This is a genomic window from Tistrella arctica (assembly GCF_039630945.1).
Classification (GTDB): Bacteria; Pseudomonadota; Alphaproteobacteria; order Tistrellales; family Tistrellaceae; genus Tistrella; species Tistrella bauzanensis.
Genome location: NZ_JBBKTV010000003.1, coordinates 283,601 through 305,833 on the forward strand (window position 1 = coordinate 283,601; position 22,233 = coordinate 305,833).

The following is a 22,233-nucleotide window of genomic DNA, read 5'->3' on the forward strand; positions in this document are numbered from 1 at the left end:
CCGGAGGCACGATGCCATGGGCCCGCAGATCATCCCTGCCCTGAACGACCAGCACCCGACGCATACCGCATGGCGGCGCGATCTGCACGCCCATCCTGAGATCGGCTTCAACGAAAAGCGCACGGCGGCCTTCGTGGCCACGCAATTGCGGGCGGCGGGCTTCACCGTCACCACCGGCATCGCCGAGACCGGTGTGGTCGGCACCTTGCGCGCCGGCGACGGCCCGTCGATCGGCCTGCGCGCCGATATGGATGCCCTGCCGATGACCGAGGAAGGCGAGCGGCCATGGGCGTCGCGCCATCCCGGGCTGTTCCATGGCTGTGGCCATGATGGCCACACCGTCTGCCTGCTGGCGGCGGCCCGCCACCTGGCTGAGACCCGCCAGTTTCGCGGCACGCTGACCGTGATCTTTCAGCCGGCCGAGGAAGGCCTGGGCGGCGGCCGCCGGATGGTCGAGGACGGCCTGTTCGATCGCTTCCCCTGCGACAGCATCTTCGGCTTTCACAACATGCCGCTTCTGCCCTTCGGCACCACCAGCGTCCGCAGTGGCCCGGCGATGGCATCCTTCGACGAGTTCAAGGTGGTGATGACCGGGCGTGGTGGCCATGCCGGCATGCCGCACACCACCCGCGATCCGGCCCTGGCCCTGGCCGAAGCCGCCTGCGCCCTGCAGGGGCTGGTCTCCCGCGAGGTCAGCGCCCATGCGGCGGCGGTGCTGTCGGTGACCCAGATCCATGTCGGCACCACGCATAACGTGGTGGCGGATGCGGGCTGGCTGGGCGGAACGGTGCGCGCGCTGGATGAAGAGGCCCGCGGCCTGCTTGAACGCGGCCTCACCCGGGTCTGCAAAGGTGTTGCCGCGGCCCGGGACGTGACGGCAGAGGTCAGCTATCAGCGCGGCTATCCGGTGCTGATCAACGATCCCGACCAGACCGCCTTTGCCGCATCAGTTCTGGCCGGCCTGTTCAACGACGGGTTCCGGCCCGACTTCGCCCCGCTGATGGCGGCGGAGGATTTCGCCTTCATGCTTCAGCAACGCCCCGGCGCCTATCTGCTGTTCGGCCAGGGGGGCGAAGGTGGCTGCATGGTCCACAACCCCCATTACGATTTCGACGATCGTCTGATCCCGATCGTGGCAACCGCTCTGGTGCGGCTGGTTGAGGCCCGACTGGCCTGAACCCGACTGGCCTGGTCCCGGCTGGCCTGATCCCGGCTGGCGCGCACACAACAACGGCCGGCCGCACCCCTGACGAGGTGCGGCCGGCCGCTGTCTCGGATGTCACTGCCGGAGCAGGTGATGCCGGAGGTCAGGACGCCTTGGGCATCTCGCCGACATAAGTCGATTCCGGCCGGATCAGGCGATTCTTGTCGGCCTGTTCCAGAATATGGGCCGACCAGCCGGCCATGCGCGCCAGACCGAAGGTGGGGGTGTAGAGGTCGGTTGGGATGCGCACGCCGCGCAGCACCGCCGCCGCCCAGAATTCGACGTTCGGGTACAGATTGCGGCCGGGCTTGTATTCCTTCAGCAGCCGCACCGCGGTTTCCTCGACATGCACCGACAGGTCGAACCACGGATCCTCGCCGGCGAAGCTGTCGGATACCAGGCGCAGCGCCACGGCGCGCGGGTCCATGGTCTTGTAGACCCGGTGGCCGAAGCCCATCAGCCGTTCGCCGGCCTCGATCTGGCCGCGCAGCCAGGGCTCGGCATTGTCCTTGCTGCCGATCTCTTCCAGCATGGTGTCGACTTCCGACGGCGCGCCGCCATGCAGCGGGCCCTTCAGCGCACCGATGGCGCCGGTGATCGCCGAGGCGATGTCGGAGCGGGTGGACGTGATCACCCGGCCGGTGAAGGTCGAGGCATTGAGGCCGTGTTCCGCGGTCAGGATGATATAGGCATCCAGTGCGCGGGTATGCACACGGGTCGGCTTCTCTCCATGGAGCATATAGAGATAGTTCGCGGCATGACCGAGGCTCTCATCCGGCTCGATCGGGTCGCGGCCGGTGTTCAGCGCATGGCGATAGGCGATGATCGTCGGCGCCTTGGCCAGAATATCCGATGCCTGTTCGAAGGTCGGCGGCCAGGCATAGCCGCGATTCCCGATCGCCGACGTCGCGGTCCGCAAGACGCTCATGGTGTCGGTCTCAGGAGGCAGCGCCGCGATGATCGTCTTCAGATAGTCGGGCAGCTTGCGACGCGCCGCCAGTTCAGCGCGGAAGGCTTCCGATTCCTGTTCACTGGGCAGATGACCGCGCCAGAGAAGATGAACGACGTCCTCATACGTCCGCGAGATGGCAAGATCCTTCGCCCAGTTCCCGCGATAAACCAGATATCCGTTGGTCCCGTCGACAAGCGACAGATCCGTCTCAGCGACGACAATCCCTTCCAGACCTGCATTGATCGTCACGCTCAAATCCTCTCCAGCTACGGGCGGATGGCCGCCGGTCGATTGGCCCTTGATATGTGGGGGACATATATACCTGCAGCGTGGTTGCGTCAATTTATTCGCGATTATCGGCGTAAGCCATATCACCCTGACACGATAGACCCGCGCGACACGCAATAACCGGGCGATGCGTCGCCGGATCAGCACCGGACGCCCCAGGAAAGGCGAACATATTGTAAACCGACGACTCTTCGGAACAAAGGCTTGATGCCGGCGCCGGATGATCAACCGGCGGATGCTCGCGTATGAATGCTTTCGTCTGCGGATGGCCCTGCGCGGTACCGGATGCGGCGAAAATGTGTCTCATATTTCGAAACGAAATGCCCGCCCGGCCGTTCCTCCGGATTGCTTGGCCACCGGGGCGCGGGCGCCTATAACCAGCGGGGCGCGGGCGCCGGTAAGCTGTGGCCTGCCCATCTCCCCGACAGATGCCCTTTTCAGATCGGCGCCACCCGACATGGCAGAGCCTCAGCCCCCGACCAGCCATCCGTCAGCAACCGGCCGTCCCCCGGCCTCCGGGCCCAGCGGGATCATCATCCTGTTCCTGATCGCGCTGACAGCGCTCGGGCCGCTGTCGACCGATCTCTATCTGCCGTCGCTGCCGGCGATGGGCCGCGATCTGGGCACCGATGCCGCCACTGCCCAGTTGACGCTGACCGGCTATATGTGGGGGCTGGCGCTGGCGCAACTGGTCTATGGGCCGGTCTCCGACGCGCTGGGCCGGCGGCCGGTGCTGATCACCGGCATGACGGTGCAGGTCGCGGCCTCGATCCTGTGTCTGTATTCGGTGACCATCGACGATCTGGTGCTGGCGCGGGTGCTGCAGGGCACCGGTGCCTGCGCGGGCGCGGTGATCGGCCGGGCGCTGGTCCGCGACCTGTTCCCGCCGGAACGCGCGGGCTCGATCTTCGCCACCATCACCTCGGCCACGGCGCTGGCCCCGATGGTGGCGCCGATGATCGGCGGCCAGATCGAGGTGCTGTTCGGCTGGCGGGCCAATTTCGCGGTGCTGGCCGGCATCGGCCTGCTGCTGATCGCCGGCGCCGTGCTGATCCTGCCCGAGCCGATCACCGATCGGGATATCCGCCGCATCCGGCCGGTGGCCATTCTGCGCAGCATGGGCGGGCTGATCCGCGACCGGCGTTTCCTGGGGCTGGCGATCTGCACCTGCTCGGCCTTTGGCGGGCTGTTCGCCTGGGTCTCGAATTCATCGGTGCTGCTGATCGAAGGCTATCGCGTGGCGCCGGACCGTTTCGGCCTGTTCTTCGGCCTCGCGGTTGCGGGCTATGTGCTGGGGGCCGCCACCGGCGGTCGGCTGGTGATGCGGCTGGGATCGCTGAACCTGCTGGGGCTGGGCATCGCCATCATGGCGCTCGGCGGCCTGGCCATGGCGGCACAGACCCTGGCCGGTATCGACGGACCGCTGGGCGTGGCGCTGTCGGCGGCGGCTCTGCTCGCCGGCGCCGGGCTGGCGCTGCCCCAGGCCTTCACCGCCGCGATCCTGCCCTATCCGCGCATCGCCGGCACCGCATCGGCGCTGATCGGCTGCGCACAGATGACCACCGGCGGCATCGTCGCCGCCGCGACGGCACCTTTGGCCGATGGCACCCCCACCCCGATCGCCGCCACCATCCTGGTGCTGTCGGCGGTGGCGCTGGTCGCTTATGTCCGGCTGGTCCGCCCGACACCGGCACCGCCGATCACCAATGGCTGAGGCGGAGGCCGGCCACGCCACCCGCACCGCCGGTCAGGGGTGGAAGCGGTCGTCGCCGGGATAGGCCGGCGGATTGCCCAGCGACGGCTGCTGTGGCCGTGGCGCCGGATCGTTGCGGGGCGCCGGCTTGGGCCCGGCTGCCTGCGGCGCGGCGGTGTCGTCGCCGAACAGGCCGCGCAGCAGGCGGGACAGCGGATCGTCGCTGGTGGCGGCGGCGGTGCCGGCATCGGCCATCACCGGCGCGCGCACCGGCAGCACCGGCGGCGGGGTCCGCATCAGCCGGCCGCCGCCTTCCGACATCGCCCGTGCCCAGATCTTGGCCGGCAGCCGGCCACCGGTCACGCCGCGCATCGGGCTGTCATCGTCATTGCCGACCCACACCCCGGCCGCGACCGCGCCGGTATAGCCGATGAACCAGGCGTCGCGATAATCCTGGCTGGTGCCGGTTTTGCCGGCAACCACGGCGCCGCGCAGTTGCGCCGCCCGGCCGGTGCCGGTTTCCACCGCCCGCACCAGCATGGCATTCATGGCCTGGACGGTGCGTTCCGACAGCACCGGGGCGGCCGGTTCCGGCGCCTCGCGCCGATAGAGCACGGTGCCGTCGGCCGTCGTCACCTCGGCGATCGCCCAGGGCACCACCGGCCGGCCCTGATTGGCCAGCGCCGCATAGGCCGCGGTCATCTCCAGCAGGTTTTCCGATCCGGTGCCCAAGGTCACGCTGGGGCCCTGGGGCAGATCGCCCGACAGGCCCAGCCGCCGGGCGGTGGCGATCACCCGATCACGCCCCACCTCTTCGGCCAGCCGCACGGTGGCAGTGTTCAGCGAGCGGGCCGCCGCGTCGATCAACTGCACGCGGCCGGCATAATCGGGTTCGAAATTGGCCGGCGACCAGCCATCGACCGTCACCGGCGCGTCCAGCACCGTGCTGTCGGGGCCCCAGCCCGCTTCCAGCGCCGCCAGAAAGGCGAAGACCTTGAAGGTCGATCCGGGCTGCCGCCAGGCCTGGGTGGCACGGTTGAACTGGCTGGTCCGGTAATCCCGGCCGCCGACCATCGCCAGCACCCCGCCATCGGGCGCCACCGCCACGAAGGCGCCCTGACCGGCCTTGACCTTGCCACCATCGGCGGTCAGCACCTCCGACACGGCCGCCTCGGCCGCGGTCTGCAGACCGTGGTTCAGGCTGGTGCGGATGACGATATCGCGGGTGGTGGGCTCGATCTGGCTGGCCAGCTGGTCCAGCACCCAGTCGGCGAACCAGCGCCGGTTGGTGGCGCCGACGGTGGCGCGCGCCGAGGGTGCCACCTTCGGCACCCGCACCGCACGGGCCTCATCGGCGGTCAGGTAGCCGACATCGACCAGATTGGCCAGCACCGCCCGCATCCGCCGCTCGGCCCGCGCCGCCGCCGAGGTCGGCGCATAGGCCGAAGGCGCCTGCAACAGCCCGGCCAGCATCGCCGACTGGCCCACATCCAGGTCTTCCACCGGCCGGTCGAAATAGCGTCGGGCGGCGGCATCAATGCCATAGGCGCCGGCGCCGAAATAGGCCCGGTTCAGATAGCGCGCCAGAATTTCGTTCTTGTCGTAGACCGCTTCCAGCCGCAGCGCCATCACCGCTTCGCGCAGCTTGCGTTCAAACGACTTCTCAGGGGTCAGGAACAGCATCTTGGCAAGCTGCTGGGTGATGGTGCTGCCGCCCTGCACCACCCGGCCCGCCTGAAGATTGGCCACCACCGCCCGGGCGATGCCGAAGACATCGATGCCGGGATGGTCGTAGAACCGCCGGTCCTCGGTCGCCAGCACGGCTTCCACCAGTGCCGGCGGCAGGTCGTTGACGGTGATCTGCCGCCCGGTCAGCCGGCCATAGACCGCGATCGCGGTACCGTCGGCCGCCAGCACCGTGATGCCGGGCTCGGTGGCCGGCCGGTTCAATTCGTCGAGCGATGGCAGGTCGCGCAACACCCAGCCGATATAGCCGGCCGCCGCCAGCACCACCACGCCGGCGGCGATGGCGATACCCCGCCACCAGCGCCGCGGCGGCCGCCCGCCGCCACCGGGCCTTCTGCCGTTGCCGCCGCCACTGCCGCTGCCGCCACCGGACCCGCGATGGCCACGGCGGCCGGCACGCGGGCGGATCTCGGCCATCAACGGCCCGTCGCCCGCATCGCTACGTCCGGCGGGCTGCGGCGACAGAACAGGGTCACGGCGAACGGAGGCTGGCAGACGACGCATCAGGGCTTATCTCGGAACGGGACGGGAACAGGCATGAAGCCGGACAGTAAGCGGAACGCCCCGTCCCATGTCGTGACCTTCATGCGACTTTGCCGGGCGCCTGGGCCGGCGCATAATTCTCTCCGGTGTTCCCCCGGAGATGACAAGCGTGACCAGGACCAGCACGACCCGCATGCCCAGCCTGTACATCCCCCATGGTGGCGGCCCCTGCTTCTTCATGGACTGGGCGCCGCGCGACACCTGGGCCCGCATGGGCGATTTCCTGCGCGGCCTGCTGGCCAGCCTGCCCGCCCGGCCCACCGCCATCATCGTGGTGTCGGCCCATTGGATGACCGATGATTTTGCGGTCACCGGCGGCACGGCGCCCGGGCTGCTGTTCGATTATTACGGCTTTCCGCCCCACACTTACGAGCTGCGCTATCCGGCCCCGGGCGCGCCCGATCTGGCGGCACGGGTGTGCTGCCTGCTCGCCGATGGCGGTTTCGCAACCACGACCGACAATGATCGCGGCTTCGACCATGGCGTGTTCATTCCGCTGCTGCTGATGGCGCCCGCGGCCGATATTCCGGTGATCCAGCTATCGGTGCGCAATGATCTGGACCCTGCCGCCCACCTGGCCGCCGGCGCCGCCCTGGCCGCCCTGCGCGACGAGGGCGTGCTGATCCTGGGCAGCGGCATGAGCTTTCATAACATGCGGGGCTATGGCGATCCGCGATTCGGCCCGATTTCCGACAGCTTCGATGGCTGGCTGACCAGCGCTGTCGAAAGCGATCCGGCCGCCCGCAACCGTGCCCTGACCCAGTGGGACACGGCACCGTCGGCCCGGTTGTGCCATCCGCCGCGCGCCGAGGAACATCTGATCCCGCTGATGGTGGCGGCCGGCGCCGGCGGCGATGATGCGGGCACGCGGATCTTCTTGGACCGGGTGATGGAAACCACGGTCTCGGCCTTCCGCTTCGGCTGATGCGGCGCCGCTACCAGACCGGCGCGTCGTCGTCCTGACTGCGGCGCCGGATCGCCGCCAGCAGTGCCAGCTTCGACGGCGTTCGGGTGTCGTCGCGGGTCCGCAGCCGCTGCACGACCGCATCAGTCAGCCCGATCTCGCGGGCGCGGCGGGCCTGTTCACGGGTAAATTCGTCAAAATTTCCCAGAAAACGCATCGACTTCGGCCTCAAACCACTCAAGGGACCGCCCTGGCGCCTGCTCCCTGATTTGTTTACAGAGATAGGGACGATCGATCTTGTCAGCAAGCATTTTGAACAACACGATTGCCTGAGCCAGACGCTCTCGATCCAACCTCGACGTCGCATCGGCCTGCGCGACACGGTCGGCGATCAGATCCTCGACACCGATGAAATCGACACAAAAGCCAGGTTCAAATTCGACCTGTGAAATGTGATCTATAGAACCCGCGCCATCCAGAAGGCGTGAGCCGACCACCTCAACCCCGATGTTCTTTGCATAGTGATGCAGGCCGCGTGTCCCGTCGCGCGGTGTCTCAAATCCCATCTCGCGTAGGACTGCTTCGAGCTTGGCTTGACTGGGAATGACGATATCGAAATCGCCCGAGACGAAATGTGAAGCGGTGTAGAACTCCACCGCCGCACCACCAACAAGCACCGGCCGCGCGACGCCGGCCTCTTCCAATCGACGCGATGCATCTGCGAGGACGATCAAGGCGTCCCGAAAGAACGTCCTGCCGCCCCGCAGCGCATCATCCGTCATTTCCGCACCAGATATCCGGTCAACCCCGCGGCCGCGGCGGACAGAACCGACATGGCCCATTTTTTCGCGTCAGCGGATGACGCGTCCGCCAAATCAGTTTCAAAACACACATATACGATCAGGACCACAAACCCCGACGCCATCACAAACAACGCCGCGTCCTTGAATAATCGGACGCGGCGCTCGCCGACGGTCTCCTCTGGCCGGATCGACAGATCCAGCTTGTGATGAGAGGGGGGATTGTTCAGATCAATCGGGTTCACAGGCCGATGATCTCCGTCTGGAGTTTTTCTGTCACGGGTTCCACCAGGCCAAGCTTCAGACCTCGCCGCTTGCCCTCACGGGCCGCGAGATACAGTTGCAGTGCCTTGCGGAGGATCTCACTTTTGTTGGTCTCGGACTCCTCGGCCACTTTGTCGATCTCGCGGTTGAGGTCGTCGGAGAGCACAAGGTTGAAACGGACGCTCATCGCAAGCCTCCATGCGCAGTTTACACACATAATATATGCGTAAACTGCGCAAGGGACAACGCATCACCGCCGATCAGACCGCCTTAGACATCCAGATTGGACACATTCAGCGCGTTGTCCTGAATGAAATTGCGGCGGGGTTCCACCACGTCGCCCATCAGGGTCGTGAAGATCTCGTCGGCCTCGTCGGCATGGTTGACGCGCACCTGAAGCAGGGTGCGGCTGTTGGGGTCCATGGTGGTTTCCCATAGCTGGTCGGCGTTCATCTCGCCCAGACCCTTGTAGCGCTGCACCTGAATGCCGCGCCGTCCAGCTTCCAGCACCGCCTCGAAAAGCTGGGTCGGCGTGGCGACACGCACCTCGCGGCCCTTGTCGAAGGCGATGCGGGCCGGGCCGTCGAACACGCCGGCAAGCTCGCCCAAATGGCGGCTGATCAACCGGGCCTCGCCACCGCGCGACAGCGCCGCCTCGATCGTATAGCTCTCCTGCATGCCGCGCAGTTCGCGGCGCACCCGGATGCGGCGCACCTCACCCGCGCGCGGCACCGGGCCGGTGCCGCCGGCCTCGCCTTCCGGCGCGCTGGTCTCCACCGCATAACTCCAGCCGCGGTCATGCTCGTTCGACCGCGCATCCAGCCGGGCGATCAGGATCCGGCCGGCCTGTTCGGCGGCGGCCGCATCGGCGAAAGAGGCTTCAGACAGCGCGCCCGACAATGCCGCTTCCTCCAGCAGCCAGAGCGGCGCCCGCCGTGCGATCGCCTTCAACTGATTGGCGACGTCGCGGGCACGCTCCACCACCGTGCGCAGATCGCCGCCGGCACGCTGGGCGCCCGAATGCAGGGTCAATACGGCATCCTGCAGCGACTGGCCGATCAGGTGGTTTTCAAGCTCCAGTTCGCCCTTCAGATAGACCTCGCTGGTCCCGCGCTTGATGCGGTACAGCGGCGGCTGGGCGATGTAGAGATGACCACGCCGGATCAGTTCAGGCATCTGACGATAGAAGAAGGTCAGCAGCAGGGTGCGGATATGGCTTCCGTCCACGTCTGCGTCGGTCATGATGATGATCTTGTGATAGCGCAGCTTGTCGGCGTTGAAATCGTCCCGGCCGATGCCGCAGCCCAGCGCCGAGATCAGCGTGCCGATTTCAGCCGAACTCAACATCTTGTCGAACCGCGCGCGCTCGACATTCAGGATCTTGCCGCGCAGCGGCAGGATCGCCTGATTGGCGCGGTTGCGGCCCTGCTTGGCCGATCCGCCTGCCGAGTCACCCTCGACCAGGAAGATTTCGGATTTGGCGGGGTCGCGTTCCTGACAATCGGCCAGTTTGCCGGGCAGGCTGGTGATGTCCAGCGCGCTCTTGCGCCGGGTCAGTTCGCGGGCCTTGCGCGCGGCCTCACGCGCCACCGCCGCCTCGACCACCTTGCCCACGATCGCGCGCGCGTCCTGGGGATGTTCCTCGAACCACTGGTCGAGCCGTTCGCCGACCAGATTCTCGACCGCCGGCTTCACCTCGGAACTGACCAGCTTGTCCTTGGTCTGCGACGAGAATTTCGGGTCCGGCACCTTCACCGACAGCACGCAGGTCAGCCCCTCGCGCGCATCCTCGCCCGACACCGACACCTTCTCGCGCTTGGCGATACCCGATGACGTGGCATAGGCGTTGATGGTGCGGGTCAGCGCCGCGCGGAACCCGGCCAGATGGGTGCCGCCGTCACGCTGCGGGATGTTGTTGGTGAAACACAGCACGTTCTCGTGATAGCTGTCGTTCCACTGCATCGACACTTCGACCATGATGCCGGCGCGCTCGCCGGATACCGTGATCGGGGTGCCATGCATCGGCGATTTGCTGCGGTCCAGATAGCGCACGAAAGCCTCGATGCCGCCTTCGTAATGCATACGGTGGCTGACCGGGGTATCGGTGCGGCTGTCGACGAATTCGATGGTCACGCCCGAATTCAGGAAGGCGAGTTCGCGCAGCCGACGCTCCAGCGTCGCCGCATCGAAATTCACCTGGGTGAAGATCTCGGTCGACGGCATGAAGGTGATTTCACTGCCGGTCTTGTCGCCGCTCTGGCCGACAATCTCCAGCGGCTGGACCGCCTCGCCCATCTTGAAGCGCATATAGTGTTCATTGCCGGCGCGCCAGATCCTGAGTTCCAGCCATTCCGACAGCGCGTTCACCACCGACACGCCCACGCCATGCAGGCCGCCCGACACTTTGTAGGAATTCTGGTCGAACTTACCGCCGGCATGCAACTGGGTCATGATGACCTGGGCCGCCGACACGCCTTCCTCGTCGTGGATATCGACCGGGATGCCGCGGCCATTGTCGCGGACCGTCACCGATCCATCGCCGTTCAGCACCACATGGACCTGATCGCACCAGCCGGCCAACGCCTCGTCGATGGCGTTGTCGACCACCTCATAGACCATGTGGTGCAGGCCCGAGCCGTCGTCGGTGTCGCCGATATACATGCCCGGGCGCTTGCGCACGGCGTCCAGGCCGCGCAGAACCTTGATCGAGTCGGCACCATAGGACGTGGCTGCGATGGCAGTCTCGGACTGGGAGTGTGCGGGCTGCTCTGTCATCGAACCGGTTCCATCATCCTCGGCCATGGGGCTTCCTCGGTCTGGGGCATGCGCGCGCGTCGCCGGTCATGAACGGGCCTCCGCCGTGGAGACGCCCATGATCCTGCCGGACGGCCGAAAAGCCCGCCATCCGTGACGCGTGCTCATTCGCGCATCGCCGACGCATCGGCGATCCGCAAGAATTGGGCCCGTCCCTCCAGCCCCGCAAACAGCGGTCGGTCGGTGCCGGTGAGCCAGGCCTGGGAACCGAGCGTCACCAGCACGTCATAGAGTGCTGTGCGCCGCTCGGCATCGAGATGGGCTGCGACCTCGTCCAGCAGCAGGATCGGGGCCGATCCCTCAACTGTCCGTTTCAGCCGCGCCACCGCCAGCACGATCGCCAGCAGCAGCGCCTTCTGTTCGCCGGTGGAACACCGCGCGGCCGGCATGCCGCCGGCATCATGGGTCACCACCAGATCGCTGCGGTGCGGGCCGACCCGGGTACCCCCGGCCTCGGCATCCTGACCGCGGCACTCGGCCAGCCTCGCGGCCAGCCGGTCTTCAACCGCCAGGGCGGGTTCCACGGCCAGAGCCGCCTCCACCTCGCCTTCAATCGCAATCCGCGCGCGCGGGAAAGCCCCGTCGCCCGCGGCCAGAACCGCCTTCAACTGGCGCATGAAACCCAGCCGCGCCGCCGCGATCGCAACCCCCTTGGCCGCCATCGTGGCTTCCAGCGCACCAAGCCATGCCGGGTCGCGGCGCCCGTCGCGCAACAACCGGGCGCGTTCGCGCATCGCCTGCTCATAAGCGGCGATCCGCCCGGCATGGTCGGGATCCAGGCCATAGACCAGCCGGTCGAAGAACCGCCGCCGGTTGCCGGCGCTGTCGATGAACAGCCGGTCCATCAACGGCGTCACCCACAAGACCGACCAGCGCCGGCCGAGTTCCGCGGCACTGGCATTGCGGCCGTCGATCCGCACCACCCGGCGTTCCCGCTCCACCCCGCCGCCAACCAGCCCGGTGCCGGCCTCGACCGGCCCGTCGCCGGTCCGCACCGTTGCCGCCACCGCCCAGCCGGCGCCGGTATGACCCGCCCCGCCCACATGACCCGTCCCATCCCGATGATCCGTCTCGGCCAGGCGGTCCATCTCGGCCAGGCGGGCACCGCGCAGGCCGCGCCCCGGCGCCAGCATCGACACCGCTTCCAGCAGATTGGTCTTGCCGGCGCCATTGGCGCCGGTCAGCACCACCGGCCGGGGATCGAGCGCCAGCCGCAGCCCCGCATAGTTGCGAAAGCCGGTCAGCACCAGCCGGGTCAGCGCCGGCACGGTATCGCCGGCGCTGCCGGGCGTTTCAGACCCGTCAGGCATGTATGGGGTGTCGGGAAAGGTGGGATCGGACGTGATCAAATCCGCATCGGCATCAGCACATACAGGGCACCGGCATCCGCGGTGTCGCGGATCACCACCGGCGAGGCTCCGTCGGCGATCGCCATCTCCATCAGGTCGCCGTCGATCTGACCGGCCACATCGAGCACATAGCGCGAATTGAAGCCGATCTCGATGTGCTGCCCCTCGTAATCGACAGTCAGCTCTTCGCTCGCCGAGCCGTGATCGGGGCTGGTCACCGCCAGATCCAGCCGGCCGTCGCTGAGCGCGAAACGCACCGCCCGCGACTTTTCGCTGGAAATCGTCGCCACCCGGTCGACCGCGGCCGCGAAGGGCTTGCCGTCGATGCGCACGATCTTGTCGTTGCCGGCCGGGATCACCCGCTCATAATCCGGGAACGACCCGTCGATCAGCTTCGAGGTCAGCACCACGCGGCCGAAAGCGAAGCGGATCTTGGTTTCCGACAAGGCCACCGCCACCTCGTCCTCGATCTCGTCGATCAGCTTGCGCAGCTCGCCCACCGCCTTGCGCGGCACGATCACGCCCGGCATGCCGGCGGCACCCTCCGGCACCTCGCTCTCCACCCGCGCCAGACGGTGACCATCGGTCGCCACCGCGCGCAGCCGCCGGCCATCCGGGCTTTCGGCGACATGGAGATAGATGCCGTTCAGGTAATAGCGGGTCTCTTCGGTCGAAATCGCGAACCGGGTCTTGTCGATCAGCCGTTTCAGGTCGGTGGCCGACAGATGGAAGGCAAACGGCAGATTGCCCTCGGCGATCTCGGGGAAGTCTTCGGCCGGCAGCACCGACAACGCCGAGGCATAGCGCCCGGCCGACAGCTTCATCTGGCCCTTGGCGGCATCGAGCGCCAGCTCGATCTCGGCGCCGTCGGGCAGCTTGCGGACGATGTCGTGAAGGGTATGGGCGGGCACCGTGGTCCGCCCCGCCTGGACCACCGTCGCCGGCACCTCCTCGACCACCGACAGGTCCAGATCGGTCGCGGTCAGGCGCAACGCGCCCGATGCCTCGGCCTCGAACTGGACATTGGCCAGGATCGGTATGGTGTTGCGGCGCTCGACGACGCTCTGCACGTGAGTGAGCGCACGGAGCAAGGCGGCGCGTTCGATGGAAAGCTTCATGTGCGCTCCCGGTGAGGGCTGTTTCCGCTTGGGTGGCGGGAACGGACGTCAATCGGCTTGGGGCACGCCCGGCCGGCAGGTTCAGGGGTTCGGGGCGGGCCGGAACTCCAGGCCCGCCGGGGCCTGAGAGTATAACTGCAAGCCAGTTGCATCGCCAGCTTTGCGGGCATTCCCCGCATGGCTGCGGCTCAGCTTTCCAGCATCCGCCGCAGCAGCTCGATATCGTCGGCGAAGCTGCTGTCCTGGCTGCCCAGTTCCTCGACCTTCTTCACCGCATGCATCACGGTGGTATGGTCGCGGCCGCCGAATTTGCGGCCGATCTCCGGCAGGCTGGACTGGGTCAATTGCTTGGCCAGATACATCGCCACCTGCCGCGGCCGGGCGATCGCCCGCGAACGGCGGGCGGAATGCATGTCCGACACCCGGATGTTGAAATGCTCGGCCACCCGCTTCTGGATGTCCTCGATGGTCAGCCGGCGCTCATTGGCACGCAGCAGATCCTGCAGCACCTCCTGTGTGGTCTCAAGCGTGATCGCGCGGCCGACCAGCGTGGCATGCGCCACCACCCGGTTCAGCGCGCCCTCAAGCTCGCGGACATTGGAGGCGATCTTGTGGGCCAGGAATTCCAGCACCTTGCCCGGCACCACGGCACCCAGCTGATCGGCCTTCTGCTGCAGGATGCCCAGCCTGAGCTCATAGGTGGTGGGGTGGATATCGGCGACCATGCCCCAGCCAAGGCGCGAGCGCAGCCGCTCCTCCATCCCGTCCAGATCCGATGGCGAGCGGTCGCCCGACACCACGATCTGGCGGTTCTGGTCCACCAGAGCGTTGAAGGTGTGGAAGAATTCCTCCTGAGTCGAATCCTTGCCGCTGATGAACTGCACGTCATCGATCATCAGCACGTCGACCGAGCGGAACTGCTCCTTGAACGCCATCGTATCCTTGTAGCGCAGCGCCCGGATGAATTCGTACATGAACTTCTCGGCCGACATGTAGACCACTTTGCGGCGCGGGTTGCGGCCGCGGATATGCCATGCGATAGCATGCATAAGATGGGTCTTGCCAAGGCCGACCCCGCCATACAGGAACAGCGGGTTGAACTGTACGGTTTCGCTTTCCGCCACCCGGAGCGCCGCGGCATGGGCCAGTTCGTTCGGCTTGCCGCAGACGAAATTGTCGAAGGTGAAGCGCGGATCCAGACCGGCCGACCACTGATCGATGCGTTCCGCCGCGCGGTGGCTGGCCTCGGCATCGGCTTCGGCCTCGGACATCGGCGCCGCCTGGGCACCACTGCGGCCGTTGCGGCCCGCCCCATAGGCCACGGGACCGGAACCTGTGCCATCATGGCCGGAAGACCCGCGCCCCGAAGCGTTATGGCCCGTGGACTGGTGGCCTCCGGACTGGTGGCCTCCGGACTGGTGCCCCGTGGGCTGATGGCCGCCCGGCTGGTTCGCCGGCCCCCCGGCCGGCCGCGACTGGCCGGCCGGCGCCGGCGACGGCTTGCTGCTGCGCGGCGGCAGCGGCGCGCCACCGCCATAGCCGCCGGTCACATAGCCGCCGGAAATGCCACCACGGCCCTCGCCGTTGTAACCTTCACCGTTATAGATGGCAGCCCCGCCCGCGCGGGGGCCGTTGGCCGCCGGCGGCACAACCGGAGCGACGGCATCATCTTCGGCAGCCTTGGCACCGGCGGCCCTGGCGGCGGCGGCCTTGGCCGATGCCGGATCGGCAGCCCCCCAGGCACCGGCGACCGAGATGTCCACCCGGCGGACCGCCGGATTTTCCCACGACCACAGCACGCGGATACGATCGGCATAATGCGACACGACCCAGTCGCGCATGAACCGCGTCGGCACCGCGATCGTCACGCGGCCCTCGGTCACGGCAGCCAGCGACAGGGGCTTCAGCCAGGAATAAAAGGCGGCGTCGCCGAATTCGCTGCGGAGCGCATCACGAACGCGGCCCCATTGCGCCTCGTATTCGGCAAAGTCGGCGGGATCGGAAACCGGGGTCATGGGCAACGGCAGTCGCAATTGGCGGGGGTCGCCCGGCTTCATGCGGACGAACGGCAACCACGCCGCCCCCTTCCGGACAGCGGCGCGGCGGTGACGGTCGGTGGCGTCAGTTCTGGAACCAGGGCAGCCCCGCCGCCTTCCAGCCGTTCACCGTGCCGCGATGCCCGTCTTCACCCACATCGCCTTCGAAGCCGCCCTCGATGTTGAAGGCCGCGGTATAGCCGGCGCTGGTGGCGGCAATCGCCGCCGCCCGTGACCGCGCGCCGCTGCGGCACAGAAACACCACCGGCTGATCAGGGCCGATACCGGCCTCGGCCAGAGTGCCGGTGAAATCGCGGTTCTGGGCCATCTGCGGCCAGACCTGCCACGAGATCAGCCTTGGCTCCTTGCCCAGAGATTGCAGGACCGGCAGACCCACGAACATCCACTCCTCGCGGGTCCGCACGTCGACCAGAACAGCATCGGGATGCTGCTCAAGAAGCGACCATGCCTCTTCAGGCGTCACGTCGCCGGCGTAGCCGGCATGGGCGCCGGTGCGGGCGGCGGCATTCAGGCGGATGTCGTCGGTGCTGGCCATGGCGTCGCCTCGTGGCTCCTCTGGCAGATCTGGACGAAACGGACGAAGGATAGGCCGAACGATGCCGCGGCAGCCGGCAACTGGCAATCGGTCTGCGGGCAAAACATATCCGGCGAGGTTCAATGCCACTGCATCGAACCGCGAAGCGCCTTCATCCACGGTGTCTTGGGAAGCAGGCCGGTTGTGACCGGGTATCCCCGGGCCGGCAGCCGGATGCCGGATGATGCCCCGGCGGTGCGCCCGCGCTGCCTGCGACCATAGCGGTCAAGGCTGCCGGCCGCTCAGGGCGTCGACGACATCGGAACCAGTGGGCCACACCCGCATCGGTACGGACCTGCATTCGATGGGGCTAGACTAGCCCCCGCCCGTCCGGCTGGCAACGGGACCGAAATGCGAACGCGATCATTTGCCGCAAGACGATGCCCGGACGCGACAACGCCCAGACGCGACAACGCACGGCACGCGATGAACGCATGCCGTGCGTTGAACGGCTTGGTCCGGCCCGCAGATTCCAGTCGACCGCAGGCCTGATTCAACCGGACACCGCCGACAAATCAGAGGCCTCGACGACGGGACCCGAGCCGGCCCCGCGGGACAGGTCATAGTCTGACGCAGGCTCGAAGCCGGACCAGGTCTGCACCTGATCGGCTCCGGGGCCGGGTCAGGCCTGGGCCAGCCCCTTCACCCGCGCGCTGAGGCGCGAGATCTTGCGGGACGCGGTGTTGGCGTGCAGGACGCCCTTGTTGACGCCACGGCGCAGTTCCGGCTCGGCAGCGGCGAAAGCGGCAACGGCTGCATCCTTATCGCCCTGAAGCAGGGCCTTCTCGACCTTCTTCACGAAGGTCCGGATGCGGCTGATACGGTCGCCATTGATTTCGGCCCGGCGCGCGTTGCGGCGGATACGCTTCTTGGCGGAGTCATGATTGGCCATAAGGGGTCGGCCCTTCGGATCGGTCTGGGAACAAAAGGAAACTCAGGCGGCGGACGATAGGTGCGCGCCGCACATGAGTCAAGACGTTATCGGCAAAGCCGAAACCGGCACCGACGGAGCGGCCCCGGCTGTGGCAATGCCACCGCGGCCTTTCAGCACACGGCCGTGGCGGCGGCTCAGCGGTTCCTGAACTGCGGCTCGCGCTTTTCCGAGAAGGCGGTCATGCCCTCGCGGCGGTCGTCCAGGGCGAAGCTGGAATGGAACAGGCGGCGTTCGAACCGCACGCCCTGGGTCAGCGTGGTCTCGTAGGCGGCGTTCACCGCCTCCTTCGCCATCATCACCGATGGCAGCGACTTGGCGGCGATGGCCTGGGCCACCTTCAGCGCCTCGTCCATCAGATCGGTCACCGGCACGATCCGGCTGACCAGTCCGGCCCGCTCGGCTTCCTCGGCATCCATCATCCGGCCGGTCAGGCACATTTCCATGGCCTTCGACTTGCCGACGAACCGGGTCAGACGCTGGGTGCCGCCCGATCCGGGAATGGTGCCCAGATTGATCTCGGGCTGGCCGAATTTCGCATTCTCGGCCGCCAGAATGAAATCGCACATCATGGCCAGTTCGCAGCCGCCGCCCAGCGCATAGCCCGACACCGCGGCGATGACCGGCTTCTTGCAGCGGGTGATCCGCTCCCAGCGCGAGATGAAGTCTTCCATATAGACGTCCTGGAACGACTTCGGCAGCATCTCCTTGATATCGGCGCCGGCGGCGAATGCCTTCTCGCTGCCGGTGACGATGATCGCGCCGATCTCGGGGTCCGCCTCATAGGCGTCCAGCGCCGCGTTCAACTCCTCGATCAACTCGGCACACAGCGCGTTCAGCGCCTTGGGCCGGTTCAACTGAACGATGCCCACGGCGCCGCGCGTGTCGACGATGATGGTCTTGTAGGACATGGGGTCTTGCTCCCTCCGCGATCCCGCCTGGCGTCTTGAGGGGCGGGGCACGCCCGCAGGCGGCGGCTCCCTCTCGACGGCTGAATTGTCTGGCAAGTCCTGTGGTGCCGGCGCCGTCAATCCACCGCCGTCAGTCCACGGGCCGGCCGGCCGGCCCCGCTTCAGGCGCCAGCACGAAATGCACCACCAGCCGGCCCGCCGCCTGTTGGGCGGTCTCGATGGTCAGGCGCTCGGCGCCGCGCAGAAACACGGCGCCCGGCCGCGCCGGCACTTCCCGCCAGCCCAGTTGGGGCAGTGCCTCACGATAGAAGCTCATCACCTCGGCACCGGTTACCCGACCAACTGCGTAAGCCTCTACGATACGCCCGTCGGGCTTGTCAAACGTAAAGCCCCCATCGCCCTCGGCGAGACCCGGCGCCAGGGGCAGATCTTCGACCTGAGCCAGGAAACTGGCATCCGCATCCGCCGCCGCTGCCGGCAGCCCCGGGCCGGCGGTGGACAGGGCCACCAGCAGGGCGGCGGTCAACAGCGTCTTCGATCGGGCAGAGATCATACCTGGCACCGGGAACAAAAATAGGTTGCACGGTTGGACTGGACGATCCGGTCGATTCTACCGTCACAATCCGCACTGGAACAGGGGGCGCCGGCGCGGTCATAGACCCGGAAACTGTGCTGGAAATACCCCAGTTCCCCCGAGGCGCCCACAAAATCCTTCAGGCTGGACCCGCCGGCCAGGATCGCGCGGTTCAGCGTGGCGCGCACCGCCGTGGCCAGCCGCTCGCAATCGGCGGCGCCCAGGCTGCCGGCCGCGCGCTGCGGCAGGATACCGGCCTCGAACAGGCTTTCGCTGGCATAGATGTTGCCAACGCCGACCACGATCCGCTGGTCCAGCAGCAGCGCCTTCACCGGCGCGCGCCGTCGCTGGAAGGCCGCCGCCAGATAGGGGCCCGAAAAGCCGTTGCCCAGCGGCTCCGGCCCCAGATGCGCGAACAGGTCATGGGTATCGAGCGCCGCGGTCACGGCCAGATCCATCAGGCCGAAGCGGCGCGGATCGGCGAACAGCACCCGTGTCGCATCGTCCAGGGTGAACACGACATGGGTGTGCGGGGCATCCGCCGTGGCGGTGGCGGCCCCGTGCACGAAGGCGACCGGCGGCGGCGCATCCTCGATCACCAGCCGGCCCGACATGCCCAGATGGATGATCAGGGTTTCCCCGCCATCCAGATGCAGACGCAGATATTTCGCGCGCCGATCGGCGCCCAGCACCGTGCGCCCGGTCAGCCGGGCCGCGAAATCCGGCGGCAGCGGCCGGCGCAGATCAGGGCGCCGCGCCTCCACCCTGGCAAGGCGGTGGCCGATCAGGCGGGGCGCGATCCCCTTCAGCACGGTTTCGACTTCGGGCAACTCTGGCATGGGGGGTGAGGGTAGCGCAATGCCGGTGCCCGCGCTATGTTCCGCAAGCATAGCCCTGCGAAGGACCGCCCGATGCCAGTCCCAGATCCCCGCCATTCCCGTCCCGACGGCGTGCAGCCGGCAAGGCCGCGCGACGATGCCGGCGACGCCCGCCCGGCCGATTTCGGGTTCCGGACCGTCACGGTCGGCGACAAGCGCCGGATGGTGCGCGGCGTGTTCGACAGCGTCGCCACCCGCTATGACCTGATGAACGATCTGATGAGCGGCGGCATCCACCGCTTGTGGAAGGACGCGATGATGGACTGGCTGGCCCCCCGGCCGGGCCAGCATCTGCTGGATGTGGCCGGCGGCACCGGCGACATCGCCTTCCGCTTCATCGACCGCAGCCGCCGCAATGGCGGCCGCACCCCCGCCGGCACCGCCGCCCCGACCCGGGTCACGGTCTGCGACCTCACCCCCGCCATGCTGGCGGTGGGGCGCGATCGCGGCGTCGATCGCGGGCTGGTCGACGGGCTCGACTGGGTGGCGGGCAATGCCGAGACGCTGCCGGTGGCCTCGTCCTCGGTCGATGTCTATACCATCGCCTTCGGCATCCGCAACGTGGCCGACATCCCGGCGGCGCTGGCCGAGGCCCGGCGGGTGCTGAAGCCCGGCGGCCGGTTCATGTGCCTGGAATTCTCGCAAGTTCAGGCGCCGGTGCTCGACCGGCTCTATGATCTCTATTCCTTCTCGATCCTGCCCCGGATCGGGCAGGTGGTGGCGCGCGATGCCGCCAGCTATCGCTATCTGGCGGAAAGCATCCGCAAGTTTCCGACCGCCGACCGCTTCGCCGGCATGATCGCCGAAGCGGGGCTGCGTCAGGTGAAGGTCCGGCTGCTCTCCGGCGGGATCGCCGCCCTGCATTCGGCCTGGAAGGTCTGACGGCACCCGCCCGGCTCTGCCGCGTCCCCACTTGACCCTCTTCCTCTTATCAACCGCTTCCCCTTATCGTCCCTGACGCGATCGGACCCCGATGCTCTCGACCCTGCGCCACCTGCTCCGGCTGTCCCGGATCGGTCTGGTCCTCGCCCGTCACGGGGCGCTGTTTCCGCTGGAGCAGCTGCGCAGCCAGCATCCGGCCGCCGGCTTCGTGGGGCAGGCCGCGCGCCGGCTGATGCGCCGGGATCTGGCCGATATGCGCGACGGCATCCGGCTGGCCACCGCCCTTACCGCCCTTGGCCCCAGCTTCGTCAAGCTGGGCCAGGTGCTGTCGATCCGCGCCGATCTGATCGGCGAGGACGTCGCCCGCGATCTGGCCCGGCTTCAGGACCGGCTGCCGCCGTTTCCGGCCGCCGATGCCCGCCGGATCATCGAGGCCGAATTCGAACAGCCGGTGGACAGCCTGTTCAGCCGGTTCGACGATGTCCCGGTGGCGGCGGCATCGATCGCCCAGGTCCATTTCGCCGAGACCGCCGATGGCCGCGAGGTCGCGGTCAAGATCCTGCGTCCGGGGGTCGAGGAGGCGCTGGCCACCGACCTTGCGCTGTTCGGCTGGATCGCCCGCTGGCTGGAACGGCTGCTGCCCGGCAGCCGGCGCCTGAAGCCGGTCGAGGTGGTCCGCACGCTGGCCGAGGTGGTGGCGATCGAGACCGATCTGCGGATGGAGGCATCGGCGGGCCAGGAACTGCGCGAGAACTTTGCCGGCGATGACGGCTTCATGGTGCCGGAAATCGACTGGATGCGGACGTCCGCGCGGGTGATGACGCTGGAGCGGGTGGTGGGTGTGCGCGCCGACGACACCGCCGCCCTAAATGCCGCCGGGCTCGACGGCCGCACGATCATGGCCAATGCCGCGCGGTTTTTCTTCCTGCAGGTGTTCCGCGACGGCTTTTTCCACGGCGACATGCATCCGGGCAATCTGTTCATCCTGCCCGACGGCCGGATCGCGGTGATCGATTTCGGCATCATGGGCCGGCTGGACCGCCAGACCCGGCTGTATCTGGCCGAGATGCTGCGCTCGTTTCTGGCGCGCGACTATGTGGCGGTGGCCGAGGTGCATTTCGCCGCCGGATTCGTGCCCGAAAACCAGTCCCGGCCGCTGTTCGCCCAGGCGGCGCGGTCGATCGGCGAGCCGATCCTGGGCAAACCCCAGAACGAGATTTCGATCGGCCGGCTTCTGGCCCAGTTGTTCCAGGTCACCGCCACCTTCCGGATGGAGACCCAGCCCCAGTTGCTGCTGTTGCAGAAGACCATGGTTCAGGCGGAAGGCATGGCCCGCCTGCTCGACCCCGGCGCCAATATGTGGGTGCTGGCCGAACCGCTGGTCCGCGAGTGGATGATCGCCAATCTGGGCCCCCACGCCCGCATCGAGACCGCAGCGCGCGAGGCCACCGCCTTTCTGCGCCGGCTGCCTGTGGCGCTCGACCGGCTGGAGCGGCTGACCGATCCCGAACGCCCCTGGCCGGTCAAGACCCGTGGCGGGCGCGCCGCGGCGGCACTGGGCGGCGCGCTGTGCGTGGCCCTGCTCTGGCTTATCCTGGGCTGATCCCCGGCTGACCCGCCGCCAGCCGGTTCAACGCCCCCGGTTCAACGCCGCCTCGTTCAACGCTCCCTGGCCGGCCATCAACATTCCGGCGAGAGGACTTGCGCCCGCGCACCGGGACGCCTAGTTTAACCACAGTTCGGCCTGCGCA

At 67.6% G+C, this 22,233-nt stretch carries 20 protein-coding genes; 5 read left to right on the forward strand and 15 right to left on the reverse strand.

What is annotated here, in order from left to right; all coding sequences use genetic code 11:
- Window positions 1-16: 16 nt before the first annotated feature.
- Complete coding sequence (locus WG924_RS08185; protein WP_345932526.1) at window positions 17-1,177, forward strand: M20 aminoacylase family protein; 1,161 nt, start codon at window positions 17-19, stop codon at window positions 1,175-1,177.
- Window positions 1,178-1,307: 130 nt separating this feature from the next.
- On the opposite strand, the gene WG924_RS08190 is transcribed toward WG924_RS08185, so the two are convergent.
- Window positions 1,308-2,405, reverse strand: a complete 1,098-nt coding sequence (locus WG924_RS08190; protein ID WP_345932527.1) for a citrate synthase — start codon at window positions 2,403-2,405, stop codon at window positions 1,308-1,310.
- Between the two features lie 496 nt (window positions 2,406-2,901).
- Here WG924_RS08190 and WG924_RS08195 point away from each other — a divergent pair, with 496 nt between their 5' ends.
- Window positions 2,902-4,158: a multidrug effflux MFS transporter gene (locus tag WG924_RS08195; protein ID WP_345932528.1), complete on the forward strand. Its 1,257-nt coding sequence runs from the start codon at window positions 2,902-2,904 to the stop codon at window positions 4,156-4,158.
- Between the two features lie 33 nt (window positions 4,159-4,191).
- Here the strand turns inward: WG924_RS08195 and WG924_RS08200 are convergent, their stop codons facing one another.
- Window positions 4,192-6,300 (reverse strand): transglycosylase domain-containing protein, encoded by a 2,109-nt coding sequence (locus tag WG924_RS08200; protein ID WP_345932529.1) that lies wholly within the window; start codon window positions 6,298-6,300, stop codon window positions 4,192-4,194.
- Between the two features lie 226 nt (window positions 6,301-6,526).
- Here WG924_RS08200 and WG924_RS08205 point away from each other — a divergent pair, with 226 nt between their 5' ends.
- Window positions 6,527-7,351, forward strand: coding sequence for a DODA-type extradiol aromatic ring-opening family dioxygenase (locus WG924_RS08205; RefSeq protein WP_345932530.1), 825 nt, complete (start codon window positions 6,527-6,529; stop codon window positions 7,349-7,351).
- 10 nt (window positions 7,352-7,361) lie between these two features.
- Here the strand turns inward: WG924_RS08205 and WG924_RS08210 are convergent, their stop codons facing one another.
- From WG924_RS08210 to mutM, 13 genes are all read right to left on the reverse strand, one after another.
- Complete coding sequence (locus tag WG924_RS08210; protein ID WP_345932531.1) at window positions 7,362-7,547, reverse strand: hypothetical protein; 186 nt, start codon at window positions 7,545-7,547, stop codon at window positions 7,362-7,364.
- Window positions 7,525-8,112 carry a hypothetical protein gene (locus WG924_RS08215; RefSeq protein WP_345932532.1) on the reverse strand — a complete coding sequence of 196 codons (588 nt, stop codon included), beginning with the start codon at window positions 8,110-8,112 and terminating at the stop codon, window positions 7,525-7,527. The genes WG924_RS08210 and WG924_RS08215 overlap by 23 nt, the downstream gene beginning before the upstream one ends.
- Window positions 8,109-8,375 (reverse strand): hypothetical protein, encoded by a 267-nt coding sequence (locus WG924_RS08220; protein WP_345932533.1) that lies wholly within the window; start codon window positions 8,373-8,375, stop codon window positions 8,109-8,111. Before WG924_RS08220 ends, WG924_RS08215 begins: the two co-directional genes overlap by 4 nt.
- Window positions 8,372-8,581 (reverse strand): ribbon-helix-helix protein, CopG family, encoded by a 210-nt coding sequence (locus WG924_RS08225; RefSeq protein ID WP_345932534.1) that lies wholly within the window; start codon window positions 8,579-8,581, stop codon window positions 8,372-8,374. The genes WG924_RS08220 and WG924_RS08225 overlap by 4 nt, the downstream gene beginning before the upstream one ends.
- Window positions 8,582-8,664: 83 nt before the next feature.
- Window positions 8,665-11,169 carry a DNA topoisomerase (ATP-hydrolyzing) subunit B gene (gene gyrB, locus WG924_RS08230; protein ID WP_345932535.1) on the reverse strand — a complete coding sequence of 835 codons (2,505 nt, stop codon included), beginning with the start codon at window positions 11,167-11,169 and terminating at the stop codon, window positions 8,665-8,667.
- Window positions 11,170-11,312: 143 nt separating this feature from the next.
- Window positions 11,313-12,518, reverse strand: coding sequence for a DNA replication/repair protein RecF (recF, locus tag WG924_RS08235; RefSeq protein ID WP_345932536.1), 1,206 nt, complete (start codon window positions 12,516-12,518; stop codon window positions 11,313-11,315).
- A gap of 35 nt (window positions 12,519-12,553) precedes the next feature.
- Window positions 12,554-13,675: a DNA polymerase III subunit beta gene (dnaN, locus tag WG924_RS08240; RefSeq protein WP_345932537.1), complete on the reverse strand. Its 1,122-nt coding sequence runs from the start codon at window positions 13,673-13,675 to the stop codon at window positions 12,554-12,556.
- A gap of 188 nt (window positions 13,676-13,863) precedes the next feature.
- On the reverse strand, window positions 13,864-15,690 hold the full coding sequence (gene dnaA / locus WG924_RS08245) for a chromosomal replication initiator protein DnaA (RefSeq protein WP_345932538.1): 1,827 nt from the start codon (window positions 15,688-15,690) through the stop codon (window positions 13,864-13,866).
- A 106-nt stretch (window positions 15,691-15,796) separates the two neighbouring features.
- Window positions 15,797-16,267, reverse strand: coding sequence for a rhodanese-like domain-containing protein (locus tag WG924_RS08250; RefSeq protein WP_345932539.1), 471 nt, complete (start codon window positions 16,265-16,267; stop codon window positions 15,797-15,799).
- 661 nt (window positions 16,268-16,928) lie between these two features.
- Entirely contained in the window at window positions 16,929-17,198 is a 270-nt protein-coding gene (rpsT, locus tag WG924_RS08255) for a 30S ribosomal protein S20 (protein ID WP_345932540.1), read from the reverse strand.
- A 176-nt stretch (window positions 17,199-17,374) separates the two neighbouring features.
- Window positions 17,375-18,148: an enoyl-CoA hydratase gene (locus WG924_RS08260; RefSeq protein WP_188580503.1), complete on the reverse strand. Its 774-nt coding sequence runs from the start codon at window positions 18,146-18,148 to the stop codon at window positions 17,375-17,377.
- 130 nt (window positions 18,149-18,278) lie between these two features.
- Complete coding sequence (locus tag WG924_RS08265; protein ID WP_345932541.1) at window positions 18,279-18,701, reverse strand: hypothetical protein; 423 nt, start codon at window positions 18,699-18,701, stop codon at window positions 18,279-18,281.
- Entirely contained in the window at window positions 18,698-19,561 is an 864-nt protein-coding gene (mutM, locus tag WG924_RS08270) for a bifunctional DNA-formamidopyrimidine glycosylase/DNA-(apurinic or apyrimidinic site) lyase (RefSeq protein WP_345932542.1), read from the reverse strand. The genes WG924_RS08265 and mutM overlap by 4 nt, the downstream gene beginning before the upstream one ends.
- 72 nt (window positions 19,562-19,633) lie before the next feature.
- On the opposite strand from mutM, the gene WG924_RS08275 reads away from it, so the two are divergent.
- Together WG924_RS08275 and ubiB are read left to right on the forward strand one after the other, a co-directional pair.
- A complete protein-coding gene (locus WG924_RS08275; protein ID WP_345932543.1) occupies window positions 19,634-20,482 on the forward strand; it encodes a class I SAM-dependent methyltransferase in 849 nt (282 codons plus the stop codon).
- Between the two features lie 91 nt (window positions 20,483-20,573).
- A complete protein-coding gene (gene ubiB / locus WG924_RS08280) occupies window positions 20,574-22,085 on the forward strand; it encodes a 2-polyprenylphenol 6-hydroxylase (RefSeq protein ID WP_345932544.1) in 1,512 nt (503 codons plus the stop codon).
- The last annotated feature ends 148 nt before the right edge of the window (window positions 22,086-22,233 follow it).